General features: G+C 62.4%; 17 protein-coding genes. 6 read left to right on the forward strand and 11 right to left on the reverse strand.

All coding sequences use genetic code 11. From position 1 onward, the window contains the following. Nucleotides 1–79: 79 nt before the first annotated feature. Nucleotides 80–793 carry an alanyl-tRNA editing protein gene (locus PQQ52_RS03620; RefSeq protein WP_408206940.1) on the forward strand — a complete coding sequence of 238 codons (714 nt, stop codon included), beginning with the start codon at nt 80–82 and terminating at the stop codon, nt 791–793. 23 nt (nt 794–816) lie between these two features. After that, nucleotides 817–1,671, forward strand: coding sequence for an AraC family transcriptional regulator (locus PQQ52_RS03625; protein ID WP_408206942.1), 855 nt, complete (start codon nt 817–819; stop codon nt 1,669–1,671). 9 nt (nt 1,672–1,680) lie between these two features. On the opposite strand, the gene PQQ52_RS03630 is transcribed toward PQQ52_RS03625, so the two are convergent. The 5 genes from PQQ52_RS03630 to PQQ52_RS03650 form a co-directional block, all read right to left on the reverse strand. Continuing rightward, nucleotides 1,681–2,079, reverse strand: coding sequence for a hypothetical protein (locus PQQ52_RS03630; protein WP_408206944.1), 399 nt, complete (start codon nt 2,077–2,079; stop codon nt 1,681–1,683). Nucleotides 2,080–2,185: 106 nt separating this feature from the next. Next, nucleotides 2,186–2,866 carry an RraA family protein gene (locus PQQ52_RS03635; RefSeq protein ID WP_408206945.1) on the reverse strand — a complete coding sequence of 227 codons (681 nt, stop codon included), beginning with the start codon at nt 2,864–2,866 and terminating at the stop codon, nt 2,186–2,188. After that, nucleotides 2,863–3,903, reverse strand: a complete 1,041-nt coding sequence (locus PQQ52_RS03640; protein ID WP_408206946.1) for an amidohydrolase family protein — start codon at nt 3,901–3,903, stop codon at nt 2,863–2,865. The genes PQQ52_RS03635 and PQQ52_RS03640 overlap by 4 nt, the downstream gene beginning before the upstream one ends. Before the next feature lie 138 nt (nt 3,904–4,041). Beyond that, nucleotides 4,042–5,364: an MFS transporter gene (locus PQQ52_RS03645; protein WP_408206947.1), complete on the reverse strand. Its 1,323-nt coding sequence runs from the start codon at nt 5,362–5,364 to the stop codon at nt 4,042–4,044. A 243-nt stretch (nt 5,365–5,607) separates the two neighbouring features. Next, on the reverse strand, nt 5,608–6,507 hold the full coding sequence (locus PQQ52_RS03650; protein ID WP_408207712.1) for a LysR family transcriptional regulator: 900 nt from the start codon (nt 6,505–6,507) through the stop codon (nt 5,608–5,610). Between the two features lie 185 nt (nt 6,508–6,692). Between PQQ52_RS03650 and PQQ52_RS03655 the strand changes: the two genes are divergently transcribed. The 3 genes from PQQ52_RS03655 to PQQ52_RS03665 all read left to right on the forward strand — a co-directional run bounded on the left by PQQ52_RS03655 (nt 6,693) and on the right by PQQ52_RS03665 (nt 9,373). Beyond that, nucleotides 6,693–7,403, forward strand: coding sequence for an FCD domain-containing protein (locus PQQ52_RS03655; RefSeq protein ID WP_408206949.1), 711 nt, complete (start codon nt 6,693–6,695; stop codon nt 7,401–7,403). Between the two features lie 57 nt (nt 7,404–7,460). Next, complete coding sequence (locus PQQ52_RS03660) at nt 7,461–8,306, forward strand: fumarylacetoacetate hydrolase family protein (RefSeq protein WP_408206951.1); 846 nt, start codon at nt 7,461–7,463, stop codon at nt 8,304–8,306. 107 nt (nt 8,307–8,413) lie between these two features. After that, entirely contained in the window at nt 8,414–9,373 is a 960-nt protein-coding gene (locus PQQ52_RS03665; RefSeq protein ID WP_408206953.1) for a VOC family protein, read from the forward strand. 46 nt (nt 9,374–9,419) lie between these two features. On the opposite strand, the gene PQQ52_RS03670 is transcribed toward PQQ52_RS03665, so the two are convergent. The 5 genes from PQQ52_RS03670 to PQQ52_RS03690 form a co-directional block, all read right to left on the reverse strand. Further along, on the reverse strand, nt 9,420–10,361 hold the full coding sequence (locus tag PQQ52_RS03670; protein WP_408206955.1) for a LysR family transcriptional regulator: 942 nt from the start codon (nt 10,359–10,361) through the stop codon (nt 9,420–9,422). A 29-nt stretch (nt 10,362–10,390) separates the two neighbouring features. Further along, nucleotides 10,391–11,119 (reverse strand): EthD family reductase, encoded by a 729-nt coding sequence (locus tag PQQ52_RS03675; RefSeq protein WP_408206957.1) that lies wholly within the window; start codon nt 11,117–11,119, stop codon nt 10,391–10,393. A gap of 2 nt (nt 11,120–11,121) precedes the next feature. After that, nucleotides 11,122–11,619 (reverse strand): flavin reductase, encoded by a 498-nt coding sequence (locus PQQ52_RS03680; RefSeq protein WP_408207714.1) that lies wholly within the window; start codon nt 11,617–11,619, stop codon nt 11,122–11,124. A gap of 101 nt (nt 11,620–11,720) precedes the next feature. Next, nucleotides 11,721–12,938 (reverse strand): acyl-CoA dehydrogenase family protein, encoded by a 1,218-nt coding sequence (locus PQQ52_RS03685; RefSeq protein ID WP_408206959.1) that lies wholly within the window; start codon nt 12,936–12,938, stop codon nt 11,721–11,723. Nucleotides 12,939–12,992: 54 nt separating this feature from the next. Continuing rightward, on the reverse strand, nt 12,993–14,342 hold the full coding sequence (locus tag PQQ52_RS03690; protein ID WP_408206961.1) for an MFS transporter: 1,350 nt from the start codon (nt 14,340–14,342) through the stop codon (nt 12,993–12,995). 244 nt (nt 14,343–14,586) lie between these two features. Between PQQ52_RS03690 and PQQ52_RS03695 the strand changes: the two genes are divergently transcribed. Next, the gene (locus PQQ52_RS03695; RefSeq protein ID WP_408206963.1) at nt 14,587–15,312 is read left to right on the forward strand and encodes a haloacid dehalogenase type II; all 726 of its coding nucleotides are present in this window, start codon (nt 14,587–14,589) and stop codon (nt 15,310–15,312) included. Between the two features lie 92 nt (nt 15,313–15,404). Here PQQ52_RS03695 and PQQ52_RS03700 read toward each other — a convergent pair whose 3' ends face one another. After that, nucleotides 15,405–16,877 (reverse strand): NAD-dependent succinate-semialdehyde dehydrogenase, encoded by a 1,473-nt coding sequence (locus tag PQQ52_RS03700; protein WP_408206965.1) that lies wholly within the window; start codon nt 16,875–16,877, stop codon nt 15,405–15,407. Nucleotides 16,878–16,948: the final 71 nt, after the last annotated feature.

Raw genomic sequence — 16,948 nt, forward strand, 5'->3', positions numbered from 1 at the left:
GGGCATTTTTAACCAAGACGACCTCGCCTGAGACTGGTTATGCTAGCCGTAATCAGTCAATTCATGCGAGGACATCAAAGTGCCGCACTATCTTTGCCATGAGCAGCCGGACTTGCTCGAGTTCGACACGAGCGTGATCGCCTCGCGGCCCGGCGCAGTCGTGCTGGGCCGCTCGGCCTTGCACCCAGGCGGCGGAGGTCAGGTGTCGGACGCGGCGACGCTGACGCATGCGCACGGCGCTGTCCGCATTACCGGCATCGCGCCGGAAGGCGGCATGCTATGGCATCTGCTCGATGAGCGGCTCGAACTGAACGGCAACGTGCACGTGGCCGTCGACGCGGCCCGGCGCACCACCGTCGCACAGCTTCATACGGCTACGCATATTCTGAACGCCCTCGTGTATCAGCGCTTCGCCGGCGCCCTGGTGACCGGCGCGCAGATCAATGCCGACGGAACCGCCCGCATGGACTTCGATCTGCCCGAAGCGGATAACGACGCGTTGCGTCTGCTGGAAGAGCCCGTCAATGAAGTGATCCGCAGCGCCATGGACGTGCGCACCTACTACGTGAGCGCAACGGAAGCAAAGTCGACCCAGGGCTTGATCCGCAGCCTGTCAGTGGCGCCGCCGCCGACATCCGACGGTACGGTGCGGATCGTCGAAATCGGCGACCTTGACAGGCAGGCTTGCGGCGGCACGCATCTGACCAATACGGCACAATCGAGACCGATCCGCATCGTGAAGATCGAGAACAAGGGGCGACGCAATCGCCGGGTCAGAATAGAGCTGGTTTGAAGGGCATCCCGGGAGAGCGACCCATGGACACAGCGGATAAAAATGGCCCGGAGGTAGTGTGCTGGCGAGACGGCGCGCTCGACGGCGCCTGTCTCGCGAGTGCCCGTTATGGCGAGCACAAATTCGACCGGCATCTGCACGACGAACTCGTTATCGTCATGACGCAAACCGGTGCGGGCCAATGTCATACGCGCACCGGCAGCGACGTTGCCGGGCCTGGCAGCGTGCTCGTGTTCGGACCGGGTGAGTATCACAGCGGCGAAGTGTGGGAAGGCCGCGAATGGATTTATCGCGCCATCTATCTCGACATGGAGGGTCTGGGTGCGCTGGGTGCTGTGTTTTCACCCGACTCGCGTCCCGACAAACCGCTTCTGATCCCGCCAGGGCTCTATCAGGATGCGCACCTTGCCGGTCTGCTGGTCAAGGCGCATGCGAGCCTCGACGAACACGGTTCGGTTTCGCTGATGGAGCGGCAGGCGAACTGGTGGGCCGCGATGGGAATGCTGGTCGGACGATATGGGCAATCGAGGCTCGAACTCGGCGAAGCGCGGCCCGAAGCCCGCAAGATGGCGCAAGTGCGTGAGTACGTCGCCACCAACTATGCGCGCGATATCCCGGTCGACGAACTGGCGGAACTGGTGGGGCTGAGCCGCTACTACCTTACGCGTGCCTTCTGCAAGGAGTTTGGGCTGCCGCCGCATGCCTATGCAACACAGTTGCGGCTGCTCGCGGCAAAACGGCTGCTCGCGACGGGGCATAGCGCGGCGACGGCCGCCGCGGCTGTCGGCTTTTACGATCAAAGCCATCTCAACCGACTTTTCAAGCGGGCCTATGGGATTACACCGGGGACGTATGCGGCGCTGAAGCCCGGGCACTAGACAGGCGCTTTACTCAGGAAGCGGAACGTCCTCGATCAACGCCGACTGTAAAGCGCGAATCCTGCGATCGACGAAGTAGCCACCCCCTTCCGTGTATCGCAGATAAAGACGGCTGCACAGCGAGCACTGCCAGACGGTACAGCGGTTGTACGGGAAGTAATGTGGCGCGATAGGTGCGCCGGCCGACCAGTAGGTCGTTTTGCCCGGCAGATACTCGCTGAACGTGGGTTCAGGATCGTCGTCCGGTGCAAGCGTGCCGATTTCCTTCAACTGCGTTTCATCGAGAGAAAGCGGTTGCGAAAGCCAGCCGTCCAGTGATGTTTTCGTACACGTGCATGGTGCGACGTCGTGCTGTTCCGCGCGTTGCGCGAGTTCAAGGAGCGTTGCAGCGTTCAGATATTCCGCCATGGGGTACATGTTTCCTGCGGGTTGGGACGATGATGGCTGATTCGCCGCGACTCATGGTACGCAGCGAACCAGCACCATCATGCACGCTGCGGCGCCGCGCGTGAAGTCAGTTGTTCATCATCCGGTCGCGATGAGGCACGACCCACGAACGGTCGAAACTCCCATTGGCGATCGACTTCAACGCCGCTGTTTCCTTCGCATGCTGCCGGCGTGCGCCTTCGATCACCGCGTCCACGTCAGCGGGCGAGATCGCAAGCAAACCGTCTTCATCGCCAACGATGATATCCCCCGGATGAACCACCATTCCGCCGACCGTAACCGGCACGTTGATCTCGCCAGGCCCGTTTTTGTAAGGCCCACGGTGCGTCACACCACGCGCGTACACCGGAAAATCGCGCTGACGTAGCGCGCCGACATCGCGGATCGCACCGTCGATGACGAGACCCTGCACGCCCAGGCTCTCCGCGAAGGTGGCCATGATCTCACCCATCAGCGCTTGCGTCAGATCTCCGGCGCCGTCGATCACGAGCACATCGCCAGGCCGGCAAAAGTCGAACGCGCGATGGATCGCGAGATTGTCGCCGGGGCGGGTATGCACCGTGACCGCGGTGCCGGCCATCGGCTTGGGCAGATGATAGGGCCGCAAGCCGACCATGCCGCTTGCGCGCGCCATGTTGTCGCTGAGCAGCGAAACCGCCAGTTCACGCAATGTGTCGAGCGTTGCCGGGTTGGCCTGAGGCGCGGATTCGTGTTCGCGCCAGCCGATGGGATTCGTAGCGGAATTCATAACGTTGCCCCTTGGGTGGCGAATTGTTGCTCGAGTTGACGGGACAGCAGCGGATACACCGCGCGGGCGTTGTCTTCGTAAATACGCCGACGGTCCGCGTCGCTGAGCCATTCGATCGCGTCGATGTAGCGTCGCGTGTCGTCGTAGTAGTGACCGGTTTCCGGATCGATACCCTGAACCGCGCCGATGGTTTCCGACGCGAACAGGATGTTTTCGACCGGAATGACTTTGGCGAGCAGTTCGGCGCCGGGCTGGTGATACACGCAGGTATCGAAGAACACGTTCTTCATCAGGTATTCGCTGAGCAGCGGCCGCTTCATGTCCTGCGCGAGCCCGCGATAGCGCCCCCAGTGATAGGGCACCGCGCCGCCGCCATGCGGAATGATGAAGCGCAGGGTCGGGAAGTCGGCGAACAGATCGCCTTGCAGCAGTTGCATGAACGCGGAGGTGTCGCCGTTGATGTAGTGCGCGCCCGTCGCATGAAAATTCGGATTGCACGAAGAGGACACGTGGATCATTGCCGGCACGTCGAGTTCCACCATCGCTTCATACAGCGGATACCACGAGCGGTCCGTGAGCGGCAGTCCCGACCAGTGGCCGCCGGAAGGATCCGGATTCAGATTGCAGCCGACGAATCCCAGCTCTTCCACGCATCGCCGCAATTCGGCGATGCAATGGGCCGGCGCTGCGCCGGGTGCCTGCGGTAACTGGCACACGCCGACAAAGTTACGGGGGAACAGCGAAACCACGCGATGGATGAGGTCGTTGGATGCGCTCGACCAGACCGCATTGGCATCGGCGGGGGCGAGGTGGTGTCCCATGCCGGCGGCGCGCGGCGAAAAGATCGTGAGGTCGGTGCCGCGTTCACGCTGGATGCGAATCTGGCCGGTTTCGATGCTTTCGCGAATTTCGTCGTCGGTAATGACGGGGCGCGGCGGCGGCGAGCCGCCGTCCTTCAGCGCGGCGATCTGCTGCGCGCGCCAAGCCTCGTGCTGCTTCGGCGAAGTGGTGTAGTGACCGTGGCAATCGATGATCATGGTATGAACCCGTTGGGTATCCTTGAGAGTGCTTACCTGTGCTTACCTGTGCTTACCTGTGCTTACCTGTGCTTGCGTGTGCCTGTGGGGCCGCGTTGTGCATTCGCTATTTCGTGCGTTGCGGTTTTCAAGCGGTTTTCAGCCGCGCGGGGCAGCGTCGCCGGTCGCGAGCGGCGCGGCTTCATCGTCAGCCGGCGTGACGCGCATCACCAGTGCGATGATCGTCGCGACCACCAGAAACGCCGCGATCGTCAGCAAGGCCAGCTTGAAGTTGCCAGTCGCATTGCGTACCAACCCGATGCTCCAGGGGCCGACCAGTCCGCCGAACTGCGCAATGGTGTTAATCAACGCGATGGTCGCGGCGCCCGCGGCACCGGTTCTGAACGATGACGCGAGGCTCCAGAACAGCGGGTTGCCCGCATAGATGAACAACCCTGTCAGACACAGCAGTGCATAGGCGATCACGGGGTTCGGCGCGTAGGCACTACCGGCAATCGCCAGTGCGCTCATGCCGTACACGAAGGCGAGGTGTTTCTTGCGGTCGCCGGTGCGGTCAGAGCTGCGGCTGATCAGGAAGGTGCCCAGCACGCCGAGCAACGGCGGCGCGGCGGACAGAAAGCCGACCTCGATATTGCTCAGATGGCCGAGACTCTTGACGATCTGCGGCAGCCACAGGAACAGACCATAAATGCCAACCAACGCGCAGCCGAAGAGGCACGCGAGGCTCCATACGCGGATGTCGCTCGCCACGCGCAGCAGCGGGAAATGGGTACTACCGCCGACCGCCTCGCGTTCCGCGGCGAGCGTCGATTCGAGCCAGCGCTTTTCGTCGTCGGAAAGCCAATTAGCGTCGGCCGGACGTTCGGTCATGATGCGCAGCGTCAGGAGACCGAGCGCCATCGCCGGGACGCCTTCGAGGATGAACATCCATTGCCATCCCTGCAAACCGAGTACGCCGTTCGCGTAGGTCATCAACGTCGTCGAGATCGGACCGCCCAGCACCGCGGAAAACGATCCCGCGATGATGTAGCCGCCCACCGCACGAGCCCGGTAGCGCTCCGGAAACCATTTGGTCAGATAGACCGCCACGCCCGGCAGAAAGCCCGCTTCCATCACGCCCAGCAGAAAGCGCAAAACATAGAAGCTCGAATCGTTGAACACGAAGGCGGTGGCTGCCGCGACCGCGCCCCACGTCAGCAGAATGCGCGCGATCCAGCGGCGCGCGCCGACCCGATGCAGCAAGAGGTTGCTCGGCACTTCCAGCAACATGTAGCCGAAGAAGAAAATGCTGCCCGCGAAACCAAACACGGCCGGACTGAAACCCAGCTCCTTGTTCATGTCCAGCGCGGCGAAACCGATGTTGATCCGGTCCAGATAATTGAAGAACATCATCGCAAAGAGCAGGGGCATTAATCGCCCGTACACCTTGCGCATGGTTGCGGCTTCATCGAATGAGGTCATGCTGTCTCCTACCTTGCGGCGACGGCCGGAGCCGTGGCTGCGTTCTTATGATCGGCCTGCCGGATCGAATGCCAGCTGTGTCCGTTGGCCGCGCGATTGGCGGCCGGATTTCAGGGGCCGCCACGCGTGTCTGCATGGGCTGATACGCTCATGAACGGGCGGGGCTGAAGCAAAGAACTTCATGATAAGAATGCGCGGACGGAGAGTCCAAGACCGCTTGCTTATGCTTGTATAGGTTTTTACTTATAGTGCGGCGTCAGCAAGCGGAGCGGGGAGGCAGGTCAGGAAAGCACGTAGATGCGGTGAAGCGTCGTCGGTGCGAAAGGTGGCCGCGAGCGTCGACCGGTACGAGGAACCGGGACCGGAGAGGTGGCGGAACACGACGTCGGTGCGTCCGTGCCGCGCAACCGATTCGCCGATGAGCGTGACGCCCAGGCCCGCCGCCACGAGCGCGATCGCGGTTTGAATTTCGTAGGCCTGGTGAGCGACTACCGGTGTCACGCCCGCATCGCGATAGAGCGTCTGCACCGAGCGTTTGAACTGTGCGTTCTGGTGCTTCGGATACAGAATCAAGGGCGTATCGGCGAGATCGGCAATCCGCACGGTTTTGTGCGCTGCAAGCGGATGGCCCGGTTCGAGCGCGACCATGACGCGCTCGTGCAGCAGCGGATAGGACGTGCAGCCATCAATCGCCAGCGGCTGCCGCCCGATGCCGATGTGAATGCGCATGTCGCGCAACGCGTCGGTTTGCTCCTCGGTGAGCAGCTCGAAGAGTTTGAGTTCGACCTGTGGGAACGCGTGGTGAAACGCCTTGAGCGCGGGCGGCAGGATGCTGTACATCGCCGAGCGCGTGAAGCCGATGCTGAGCCAGCCGCGCCGGCCGACGCCGATCTCCTGCGCCACCAGGCTCGCCTGTTCCAACGAACCCAGTATCTGACGCGCCTCTGTGCAGAGATAGTGGCCGGCCTCGGTCAGACTCAGTGGGCGCCGCGCCCGATCGACCAGTTGCGTGCCGAGCCGTTCTTCGAGCGAACGGATCTGCTGGCTGAGCGCGGGCTGCGCGATATGCAGGCGTTCGGCGGCGCGGCTGAAATTGAGCTCCTCTGCCAGAATCACGAAGCACTGTAACGCCCTGAGATTCATATCCATTTTTTTCCTGATCTTCGGTAGCCAAAGGATAGCGGGTTGTGCCGCGGACGATGCAATGCCCACGCGCCGGGGAGGAAGTCGCGATGCCACTGCAGTTGCTCGGCGATGAAGCTGGTAAAATCAAAAAATATATATAAAATTGGCATTTATATCACTTCCATCAGATTGAGGACGCGGCCATGAGCGACGCGACAGCAGTACTCGACGACGGCTCGGGCCGCACGATAGCTTCCGCGCTGGAAACCCTGCTACGGCGCGACATCATCGCCGGTCTGCTGGAGCCGGGCAGCAAGCTGCGTGTGCGGGAGCTTGGCGAACGCTATGACGTGGGCGCCATTCCATTGCGGGAGGCGTTGTCGCGTCTGAGCGCGAGCGGTTTTGTCGTGGCGATCGACCAGAAAGGCTTTCGCGTCGCCGAGGTCTCGCTGGACGAGCTGGAAGACATCACGCAGACGCGCCAGGACATCGAGCGGCTGGCGATCACACGGGCGATCCGCCGCCGGGATGCGCGCTGGGAGGGCGAACTGCTGGCTGCGCATCATCTGCTGCAGCGCCTGCCTGTCTACGACCCAGCCGACCCCGACCGGCTCAATCCAGAGTGGGAAATTGCCCATAACCGGTTCCACGAAACGCTGATCGCCGGCTGCCAGTCGCCCTGGCTGACGCAGTTCGCAACCATGCTGCGCGATCAGACCGCGCGTTACCGGCATCTGTCGGCTACCGCGCCGCATGGGCACGACCGCAATGTCGCCGCCGAGCACGAGGCGATTGTCGAGGCGGTGCTGTCGCATGACGTCGAACTGGCGGGTTCGCTGCTCGCGGATCACTTCGGCACAACCGCGCGACTGGTCGCCGAAGCGTTGCGTGCGTCGACAATAAAAAATATTTAAAGTTGTTTTATATATATTTTTTCGTTAAGATCGTTCTCAACATGGGAGGAGGACGAAATGCGATTCGTGCAGTTTGAAGAAGAGGGTCAGCGCAAGCTGGGTCTGCTGAAAGACGGTAAGGTGAAAGTGCTGGGCCCGGCGTCGCTCGACGACCTGCTGGCAAGAGGCGTCGATCTCGTGTCCTACGCGGCCGGCGCTGAAGTCAGTGGCGAGCGGTCCGTGGCGGCGTTGAAGTTTCTGCCGCCGCTCACGCGCTCAGGCAAGGTGATCTGTGTGGGTCTGAACTACAGCGACCACACGCAGGAGAGCAAATACGAACAGCCGGACTACCCCACGCTGTTCCTGCGCGTGAACACGAGCCTGGTGGCGCATAACGAACCGATCGTGCGTCCGAACGTGTCCGATGCGCTCGATTACGAAGGCGAGCTAGCTGTCGTGCTGAAAAGCGGTGGCCGTCATATCGCGAAGGCGGACGCACTCTCGCACGTTGCGGGCTACGCGCTTTTCAATGACGGCTCCGTGCGCGACTATCAGTTCAAGACGCCGCAATGGACGGTGGGCAAGAACTTCGACGGCACCGGTGCTTTCGGTCCCGAACTCGTCACGCCGGATGAAGTGCCGCACGGCGCGCGTGGGTTGCAACTGGAAACGCGCCTGAACAGCGAAGTCGTGCAGTCCGCCTCGACCGACACCATGGTGTTCGACATCGAAACGCTGATCTCCACGATCAGCGAAGCGATCACGCTCGAAGCGGGCGACATCATCGTGACCGGCACGCCATCGGGCATTGGCTGGGCACGTGAGCCGAAGCTGCTGATGAAGCCAGGTGACGTGTGCGAAGTCAGCGTTGACGGATTCATGCCGCTGCGTAATCCGATCGTGCAGGAACTCGCGCGCGGCTGACGCGCCCGGGTGGTTCATCGCGCGGCGCCGTCGCTCGGTCCCTGGAGGCCGCTACCGGTGCCGCGCCAGGAGCTGGGGAGTTGGGCACTATCTCGCTGGAGACAGAGATGAGCGAGGATGCATCCACGCGCCGCGCCGCCGTTCATTCAATCGATCATTTCGCGCTGAACGTGCCTTCGATCGCTGACGCGCGGCATTTCTACGGCGCGTTCGGTCTCGACGTGCGCGACATCGGCGAGGGCCCCGATACGCAACTGGAGTTGCGCGCCCAGGACGAACACCGTTGGGCGCGTATTCTCCCCGCCGCGAACAAATCGCTCGCGTATCTCAGCTTCAATTGCTTCGAAGGCGATCTCGATACGCTGGAGCGCCAGGTGCGCGAAGCGGGCGGCCGTGTCGGTGCTGACGCCGCGGCGCTTGCTGAAGGGCGGCAACATACGGATAACGGTCTGTGGTTCGTCGATCCCGACGGCAATCTGATTCACGTCGGCGTCGGACCGAAAACCACGCCGGCCCAAAAAACGCCATTTGGCCGCGCTGAAATCGATGCCGATCACCGCGGCTCGCATCCGCGTTCGCAGGCGCATATCGTGAGGCCGCGGCGCATGAGCCACGTGCTGCTGTTCACGCCGGATACGCTGCGTGCAACCGATTTCTATCAGCGCGCGTTAGGCCTGCGTCTATCCGACCGTTCGGCCGACATCATCGCCTTCATGCACGGTGTGCACGGCAGCGATCATCATCTCGTCGCGTTTGCGAAGAGCAGCGCGAAGGGCTGGCATCACGTCGCATGGGATGTCGACGGTATCGATGAAGTCGGCGCCGGCTCGTCGCAAATGGCGGCCGCGGGTTACACGCGCGGCTGGGGGACGGGCCGCCATGTGCTCGGTTCGAACTACTTCCACTACGTGATGGACCCGTGGGGTTCGTTCTCCGAATTTTCCGCGGACATCGATTTCGTGACCGAGGGCCATGTCTGGCCGGCCGGCGATTTTCCGCCTGAAGACTCGCTGTATTTGTGGGGACCGGACGTGCCGCCGTATTTCATCCATAACACTGAAGCCTGACCGCCACGCTGCATCGAACAACATACGCACTGTAACGCCCCAGGATTCATAGACCTCTCGTCTCTGTACCGACTGACGGCTGATGGAACATGGTGTAAATCGCATCGAGGAGCCATGCAATGCCCGGGTCCGCCGAGAATTGCGAGTGCGAATGGACCTGAATTTCGATGGGCGGCAGGGAGAACGGCAACGGAAGGATGCGAAAGGCCTTGTTGCGGTTAAAGCGCTGCGCGATGCTCCTGGGGAAAATGACGGCGAGATCGGTATGTTGAACGATTTCGGGCGCCACCACGAAATGGGGCAGGCGCAATACGATATCCCGGCGCAGATTCAGTTCTTCCAGCCATTGCTCGACCATCCTGTGCCCGGTTGCGTTTGTGCTGGCGTAGACGTAGCGCAAGCCTGCGAGGTCTTCCTTGGTCGGCTTCTGTTTGCGTAGCGGGTGGCCTGCCCGCACCACGCAGACATGTTCGTCGACAAAGAGGGTCCTGCTCACGCAGCCCGGATCAAGGCCCGGCACGTAGCCGAGCGCCAGATCGATCTTGCCGCTGCGCATGGCGGCGCTGACCGAGTCGACGGGGAAGTTCGCGATCTCGATGCGAATGCCACGCGCGTTCTGCTCGAGCATCGTGAGAAGGGGGGGCAAAAAATAGAACTCCGACATGTCCGACATGGAAACGTGGAATACACGTTGCGCGGTGGCGGGGTCGAATTTCGCGAGTTGCTGGACCGCTACGTTGATGATCCCAAACGCCTGTGTGAGGGGCGCATGCAAGCGCAAAGCCGCGTCGGTCGGGACCATGCCGGTGGGCGTTCGAACGAAGAGGGGGTCGTCGAACAAGACACGCAAACGGCGCAGCGCATGGCTGACCGCTGGTTGCGTGAGTCCGAGGCGCTCACCCGCGGCGGTCAGACTGCGCAGATCGGAGATGGCCAGAAACACGCGCAGCAGATTCAAATCCGTAATGCCGGGGTGCGACTTGGTCATGACGTTCGGATCGCGGCAATGAGGGGCGTTTATGTCGGTTTCAGATTACCGTAAATGCTGCGCATAGGGAAATGCGGGGTGGGTCCGCTGTACGGCGGAAATGCGTTGAAATCCTGTTTCATGTGTGCGCGGATCGGCGACGCCAGCGCCGCGGCGAGTGCTTCGGGATTGTCGAAGACGACCTTGTTGCGCTGCATGGCGGTGGCGCGCGGAATACTCAGGCCGGATCGGTATTCGAGTCGCGTATAGATTTCCAGCTCGCGAATACCGGGCAGTTGCGCCATCAGCGGCGGATGATGGGTGAGGTAGTGCGTCAGCCATGCGTTGAAATCTTCCGCTTCGCCTTCGTAGCTGACGAGATAGGTGCATCGTTCAGCGCGATGGCCGGCGCCGCCTGGATTCGGTGTGGCGAATGGCCTGACCGCCATGACTTGCTGTGCGAACGTGAGATTGACTTTGGCAGCGTGCGTTATGCGATCAACGATCCCGTGCATCGCGCCGTTGGTTTGCAGCGCTGTTTCGAGCAAACCGAGATCGTCGAAATACCATTGCAATGCGCAGCAGGGGCCCGAAGCAGGGGGCTTCGACAGAGGGTCGCCATTCGGCGACGCCGTAGGGAGATGGATCACGAAACGCGTCAGCCCTGGGGCAAGCCCTTCTATTTCACGCGATGCCGCTTCGAGCAACGACGGGTCGATAGACGGTTGCGCTTTGTCCGTGTCATCGCAGTGGGCGAGAAGAAACAAGCAGACCTCCATGTTTACCTCGCCGTATGCGTGCTAACGGATGGCGTTGCCGCTGCCGGCCGCGTCAGGCGATGGAACTGCCGCCCGAAATAGATCAGCCCGTCACCATCGGATCGCAGCGCAATATGCCGGATCTGCGCGAACATGACGGAGTGCGAGCCGACCGTCTTGATGTCGACGATTTCGCCTTCCAGACTGGCAATCGCATCCGAGAGAACGGGCACCGAAGTGTGTCCGCTCGCCCATGCATGTCGTCCGAACCGCTCGTCCATCGAACACGCCGTCATGCCGGCAAAATCACGCGCGAGATCCTGGTACCCGGCGGCGAGCACATTGATGCACACGTTGCGGTTGCGATGCAGTACGTCGTGGACATAGCTGGCCTGATTGATACAGACGAGCATGGTCGGCGGCGAGTCCGTCACCGAGCACACGGCGCTCGCTGTGATGCCGCAGCGACCGCCTGGGCCATCCGTGGTGATGACGTTGACGGCGGCGGGCAGGCACGCCATGGCGTCGCGGAAACGCTGTCTGGTGTCTTCGATCGTCACGTTGTCTGCCTCGTGGTTGGGGAGTGCGAGTTGCCTCAGGGGCGTCAGGGGCGTCAGAGGCATCAGGGATAAGGCGTGACCGGCGGCACGCCTGCGAACAGCGCGCCGGATGCGTCGTAAGTCCCTTCGCCAAGAAACGCGTGCTGGGTCACGACGATCGAATCCCGCACCAGACGCTGCAACCGGTTCTCGCGATAGATCGCGGCGACCCCTGCCATCTGGTAGGCCTGCATCACGACCTCGGCGCCTATCTGCGCGGCATGCGTCGCACTCAGGCGCAGCAAATTGGCCTGTTCCTGCGTGACGGGATCGCCGGCAACGATGGTCTGCCATGCTGCCTCGGCAGACTCGTAGAAGAACGCACGGGCACTGCGCCAGTTGGCCTCTGCTTTCGCCAGGCCCGAGCGGTAATAACCTCGATCCGCGAGACGCGGCGCGCCGGTCGTGGTTTTGGTCGACCCGGACATGGCCGTCAGCAGATCGAGTGCCGCGCGCGCGAGGCCGATATTGACGGCGGTGTGCACTTGCGCCTGGTAGGCGACAGCTGGATAGCGATAGAGCGGTTCGTCGATCAACGGCTGGCCGCCGCGTACAAAAGTCCATTGCGTATCGACGAATTTGTCGTGTAAACGCAAGTCATGGCTGCCGGTGCCCTGCATACCGACCACATTCCAGTTCTCGACGATCTCAACCTCATGCGCGGGAAATACCGCGGTGAACGGCTTGCCCGCGCCGACATCGCCTGAACTTGCCGGTGTGCCGCCGATCCCGACGCCGATCCAGTCCGCGCCCTTGCAGCCGCTGGCAAAGCGCCATTGGCCGCTGACCGTGAAGCCGCCGGATACCTTCGTGGCCGGTTGCAACGGATAGAGGCCGCCGGAGAAGACCTGGTCCGGGCCGGCGGCGTAAATGTGCTGCTGCGTTTCGATCGGCAGCGCGGCGAGATACGTGTTCGCCGAGCCGAACGCGGCGACCCAGGCGGTCGAGCCATCAGCGATGGCAATGCGCTCGAGGATGCGCAGGAATTGCGGCGGCGGCAGCGCGTCGCCGCCGAAACGCTGTGGCGTGCTCGCGCGGAAAATCCCGGCGCGTTTCATCTTCGCAACCATGTCGCGCGGAACATGCGACACCTGATCGAATTCGTCCCGGCGACGCTCGATCTCACCGATCAGCGCGTCGAGCGTAATCGGACCTGCGTACTCAGGATAAGGATCCGCGTGATCGGTCGCGCGAGGTTCGTAGGCGTACGTCGAAAGACTGTTGCTTTGAAGGCTTTGCATGATGGCAACGTGGGGAAATGAATGAGGGGTTGATGACGCGACATCGGCGGGACGTCAGGCGTTGTCCTGCTCTTTGCGTTGCGCCTGAAGTCGCAGCGCTTTGGGGAAGGTCTCGGGCGCGAGACACGTCGCGAGCACGGTGATCAAGCCCAGCACGACGAGATAAATGGCGACGGGCGTGGCGCTGCGGTAATGGGCGAGCAACGCGGTCGCCACCATCGGCGAGAGGCCGCCGCCGAGTACGGACGAAATCTCGCGGCCGATGCCCAAGCCCGAGAAGCGCAGATGGACAGGCAGCAATTCGCTGATGAAGGCGGGTTGCGCGCCTTCGAGAATGCCGAGCGTGATGCTGTTGGCGAGCACGAGCGCCGCGATGACTTTCCACAGCACGCCGGAGCCGAGCAGCGTGAAGTACGGATACGCGACCAGCACCATCGCGATCGCGCCGGCGAGATAGACGGGTTTGCGGCCGATTTTGTCGGTGAGGCGTCCCATCAACAGCGAAACGGGGATCATCAGCAGCATCGACAAGGTCAGCCCGCCTAACACCCAGCTTGATTTGATGCCGATGAACTGGCTATAGGCAATCGAGAACGCAAAGAAGATGTATGACGCGGCGCCTTCGCCGAAGCGCAGGCCGAACACCGTCAGCACTTCGCGCGGACATTGACGCAGCACCTCGACGATGGGCATGCGGCTGTCGCGGCGCGTGGCCTTCACTTCGGCGAACTCCGCGCTTTCGTCGACGGAGCGACGCATCCATAGACCGAGGGCGACCAGCACGGCGCTGCAGAGGAACGGCACACGCCAGCCCCAGTTGTGGAAGTCGGAAGGCGAGAGCGTCTGCACGAGCAGGAATGCAGCGGTCGACAGCACGAAGCCGAATGCCGCGCCGCTCGGACTCCACGCCGCCAGCGCACCGCGCTTCGAGGCGGGCGCGCTCTCGTGAATCAGCAGGATGCTGCCGCTCCATTCCCCGCCTGCCGCCAGGCCCTGCAGGATGCGCAGCAGCACGAGCATGACGGGTGCCGCGATGCCGATCTGCTGGTAGGTCGGCAGAAGACCCATGCAGACGGTGGCCGTGCCCATCACCAGCAGCGTCAGCATCATGACGGTCTTACGGCCGTAGCGGTCGCCGATATGGCCGCACAGGACGCCACCGATGGGCCGCGCGATGAAGCCCACCGTAAAGCCGCCGAATGCCGCGATCGTGCCCGTCAGTGGATCGCTGCCGACCGGAAAGAACAGCTTGCCGAATACCAGCGCCGCGGCGGTTCCATAGAGAAAGAAGTCATACCATTCGAGGATCTGGCCGAGCACCGCGGTCGTCACTGCGCGACGAACCTTGCTGGTTGGCCGAACAGCGGGCAGAGGTGTGAGAGCGGCGGTCGCGTCAGAGTTCATGGCATGGGGAAGGTCATGATGTTGAGGGTTCCGCGTCCCGGCCATGCTGATCGGCGGGAGCGGCGATACGAGTCCGGCAGGCATGGCCGAACCTTAGAGCCGCGAGAAAACCCGGTCAAATTAGGGACAAAAATGGGCGTCATGAATGGGATGCATGACGAGGGAGGGAGACGCCGTGTACCGGGGTGCGGTCACAAACCCCTACACTGTGATTTCATCCTGGGAACAACTGAGGGGGATTGGAATGCAACTTACCGACTTCGATACGCTGACGTTCGACTGCTACGGGACTTTGATCGACTGGGAGACGGGCATCTTCGAGGGCCTGCGGCCGCTTCTCGAACGCGTCAAGCAACCGCTGACGCGCGACCAGGTGCTCGAAGCGCACGCGCGCCACGAATCCTCGCAACAGAAATACACGCCGGCGAGGCGCTATCAGGAGCTGCTGCCGATCGTCTACAAGCGGCTCGCCGAAGAATGGCAGGTTCCATTCACGCTCGACGACTGCATCGCGTATGGCAAGTCCATTCAGAACTGGCCGGCGTTCGAAGACTCAGCGGGTGCGTTGCAGTACCTGAAAAAGCACTACAAGCTCGTGATCCTGTCGAACATCGACAACGAAAGTTTTACGCATAGCAACGCGAAAATTCAGGTCGAGTTCGACGCAATCATCACGGCCGAAGACGTCGGCTCATACAAGCCGTCACCGCGCAATTTCGAGTACATGCTGGAGAAACTGGGCGACTGGGGCATCAGCAAAGAGAAAATCCTGCATACGGCCGAGAGCCTGTTTCACGACCACAAGCCGGCGAACGAATTCGGTTTGGCATCATGCTGGATCTATCGGCGGCACGCCAAGCAGGGCTTCGGTGCGACGATGAATCCGGGCATGCAGCCGAGGATCGACTTTCGCTTCAACAGCATGGCCGATCTGGTGAAGGCGCATCAGGAGGCCTTGCTGCAGAAGTAGCCGCTGACTGGCGACTGCCGCTTTGACGAATCGCCACGCGCGACGCGAGGCAATCCGGCAATGCGGCAGAATGCAGAACACGCGGGGGCCTGTTAATCCAGACCGCCCTGACACAGGTACTTGATCGACATGTAATCGTCGAGCCCGTACTTCGATCCTTCGCGGCCATAGCCCGATTCCTTCACACCACCGAACGGCGCCGCTTCGCTCGACACGGCGCCCTCATTGATGCCGATCACGCCCGCTTCGAGTTGGCCCGCCACGCGATTGATACGCCGCACGTCCTGCGTGTAGAAGTAGGCCGCGAGGCCGAACGGCGTGTCGTTGGCACGGCGGAGCGCGTCGGCTTCGTCGTCGAAGCGGAACAGGGGCGCCACCGGCCCAAAGGTTTCTTCGCAACAGAAGATCATGTCCTCCCGCGCATCGGTCAGCACGGTCGGCGCATAGTAGTTCGGGCCCAGGTCGGTCAGGCGCTTGCCGCCCGTCAGCACTTTTGCGCCGTGTTTGACGGCATCTTCTACGTGGCGGGCAATCTTGTCGATGGCACGTTCGTTGATCATCGGGCCAATCTGTGCGTCCGGATCGGTTGCGGGCGCAACCTTCAGCGCAGCGACGCGTTTCGCGAGCAGATCGGCGAAACGCGCGTAGACGCCGGACTGCACATAGACGCGGTTCGGGCACACGCACGTCTGACCGCCGTTGCGGAACTTGGAGGCCATCAAACCGGTGACCGCCGCGTCGAGATCGGCGTCGTCGAATACGATGAAGGGCGCGTTACCGCCCAATTCCAGTGACAGTTTCTTCAGCGTGCCAGCCGATTCGCGGGCGAGATGCTTGCCGACCGGCGTCGAACCCGTGAATGTGATCTTGCGCACGCGCGCGTCGGCGAGCCAGTCAGCGACCGCCGCAATCCCCTGTTCGCGCGAAGCCGACAGCATGTTCAGCACGCCGTCCGGCAAGCCCGCTTCCTGCGCGAGAGCCGCGAGGGCGAGCGCGGTGAGCGGCGTGTCTTCGGCGGGTTTAGCCACCACCGTGCATCCGGCTGCGAGCGCGGGCGCGATCTTGCGCGCGATCATTGCCAGCGGGAAATTCCACGGCGTGATCGCCGCGACCACGCCGACCGGTTCCTTCACCGCGCTCATGCGTTTGCCGCGCTGTTGCTGCGGGATCAGATCGCCGTAGATGCGTGTCGCTTCGTCCGCGAACCAGGCGACGTACGAGGCACCGTAGGCGACTTCGCCGCGGCTTTCCGCGAGCGGTTTGCCTTGTTCCCGCGACATCAGCTTCGCGAGGTCTTCGGTATTGGCGACGATCAGCGCGTGCCAGCGGTGCAGAATCTCCGCGCGTTCGCGCGGCAGCTTGTCGCGCCATGCGGGGAACGCGCGGGACGCGGCGTCGGTGGCGGCACGTGCATCTGTTGCGCCGCTGTTCGCGACGTCGACGATCAATTCGCCGGTGGCCGGGTTGGTGACCGGGAAACGGGCGGCGTCGGCGGCGTCAATCCACTTGCCGTCAATCAGATTCTGCGGGCGAATCAGTTCATTGCGAGTCAATGCGAGAGACATCGGGTTGCTCCTTCGGGTTGCCCTGGACGAGGCGAGGGCGAGTCATCGATGCGGCGGCGCGGCCGCGCACA

Origin of the sequence: Paraburkholderia sediminicola (genome assembly GCF_046030555.1) — a bacterium.
Lineage (GTDB): Bacteria > Pseudomonadota > Gammaproteobacteria > Burkholderiales > Burkholderiaceae > Paraburkholderia > Paraburkholderia sediminicola_E.